Consider the following 2,035-nt stretch of genomic DNA (forward strand, 5'->3'; position numbering starts at 1 on the left):
CAACCTCGGTTGTTTTGACCGGCAGTCTTTTCCCAGTCCGGATGTAGAACGGCACACCAGCCCAACGGAAGTTATCCACATGTACACGCGCAGCGAAGTACGTTTCTGTCGTCGATTGCGGGTTCACGGAGTCTTCCTCACGGTAAGCCGGCAAGGCTTTGCCTTTGCTTGAACCATTCGCATATTGACCTCGAACGACGTTCGCACGGACATCATCGCCATTTTCGAATAGGCGCAGAGAACGTAGAACCTTAACCTTCTCATCGCGGATATCTTCCGGATGCAGACGGCTAGGCGCCTCCATTGCCATCATCATCAACATTTGCAGCATATGGTTCTGACCCATATCGCGCAAAGCGCCGGAGTGGTCGTAATATCCGCCACGTTCTTCGACACCGACGGTTTCGCTTAATGTAATTTGAATATTTGCTATGTATTTATTGTTCCATAGCGGCTCGAAGAAGGCGTTCGCGAAGCGCACAAACTCAATGTTTTGCACCATCTCTTTACCGAGGTAGTGGTCAATACGGTAAATATCCTTTTCCTCAAACACTTGACGGAGTTGACCGTTCAAACGCTCAGCCGAAGGCAGATCATAGCCGAATGGTTTCTCAATGACAAGACGGTGCCAACCTTTGGTGTTGAGCAAGCCACCTTCGCTTAAGTTGTACGACACATTGCCAAAAAGCTCTGGCGCCAAAGCCAGGTAGAATAAGCGGTTGCCACCTGTCTGATATTGTTCATCCAGTCTTGTAGATAACACGTTTAACTCGTGGAAGCCAGCGACATTGTTGATGTCCAATGACATATACTCGAAACGACTTGCGAAGCGAGTCCATTCCTCATCATCTGTAATTTTGTAACGGGCAAACTCTTGGATTGAATGTTTCACGTCATCACGGAATTGTTCGCTCGTCCGCGGTCTGCGAGCGAGACCAACAACTGCAAAATTTTCTCCTAATTTCCCTTCACGATACAAGCTATAAAAAGCTGGAAACAGCTTTCTTTTCGCCAAGTCGCCAGTTGCTCCGAAAATATAAAATACAGCTCCACTCATATATGCATCATTCTTTCTCTATTAGGATTAGTTAATATGCTTAGCATACCTAAAATTGTCAAGCTATTCAACTTTTCTGAGAACTTTCCCTATAACAAATTCTTATACCGACCTAGACATTCGTCTATACCGAAATGCCGCCTTCCGAATAGGCTAAAATACATACAAACACGGAGGTGCCAAGACTCTTATGCAGCCCATTGACCCGATTACTGAAAAAGCTTGCAAAAGCCTGTGCGGAAAGCCAGTTCTGCTTTATCTTAATGATGGTTCCCAAATCTTCGGAGTTTTAAGCCGTTTAGAGAAAAATACGCTCATCCTTAATGAAGAAGTTCGCCCGACGCTTAGTGGAGCGACATCCAAGAAGAAAAGCAAAACTGTTGCGAAAGCGAAATCTGTCCAAACAAAGAGAGAAAACTCGGAATCATCCAGCCCAGAGCCGCAACTAGAGCGATTAAATTTCTTCGGAATGCCGCTTTTCGACGGCTCAGCTCCTAGCTCAGGTGCCATCGATATTCCACTCGATCGGGTTGCTGTTATGTTCAGCGAATGAAAAAAAGGCTGCCGATGACTTGCGCATCAGCAGCCTAGTTTTACCGAACAAGCTTCTTTTTCATTCTGAAGCAGCTTAGCTCAGGGAAATACTCTTCAATTTCATACCCTTTGCTTGAGTAAAAGCCAATGGCATTGGGATTGCTATCATCGACGAAAAGCTCTGCTGTACGACAGCGCTCACTTTTCCCATACTCCTCTGCCATTTTCATGAGCTCTTTCCCCAATCCTTTTCCCTGCTCACGGGGATCGACCGCTAGCATATCGACGAACAGCACGTTCGATTTGCGGATAACCGAAATGAAGCCGCATGGCTGTTTATATCCTTTAGCTGCCACGAACGTTTTGTTGTGGTTCAGCCGCTTGCGAATTTCTGAAAAACTGATCGAAATGCCTGAGTGATATTGTCTGGAAAAGGGTACTAAC

General features: G+C 46.0%; 3 protein-coding genes. 1 reads left to right on the forward strand and 2 read right to left on the reverse strand.

Annotated elements, in window-relative coordinates:
• The coding region (gene zwf / locus AC1DUA_RS35220) for a glucose-6-phosphate dehydrogenase (RefSeq protein ID WP_477504160.1) at positions 1-1,057 on the reverse strand (1,057 nt) is incomplete at its 3' end.
• Between the two features lie 190 nt (positions 1,058-1,247).
• Between zwf and AC1DUA_RS35225 the strand changes: the two genes are divergently transcribed.
• Entirely contained in the window at positions 1,248-1,610 is a 363-nt protein-coding gene (locus AC1DUA_RS35225; protein WP_477504161.1) for a hypothetical protein, read from the forward strand.
• A 40-nt stretch (positions 1,611-1,650) separates the two neighbouring features.
• On the opposite strand, the gene AC1DUA_RS35230 is transcribed toward AC1DUA_RS35225, so the two are convergent.
• The coding region (locus AC1DUA_RS35230) for a GNAT family N-acetyltransferase (RefSeq protein ID WP_477504162.1) at positions 1,651-2,035 on the reverse strand (385 nt) is incomplete at its 5' end.

The organism is Paenibacillus sp. 01T422 (assembly GCF_056398785.1).

Bases quoted from the DNA above. Each gene is read 5' to 3' on its own strand.
- AC1DUA_RS35225 (WP_477504161.1), top strand. From the start codon at position 1,248: ATGCAGCCCATTGACCCGATTACTGAAAAAGCTTGCAAAAGCCTGTGC.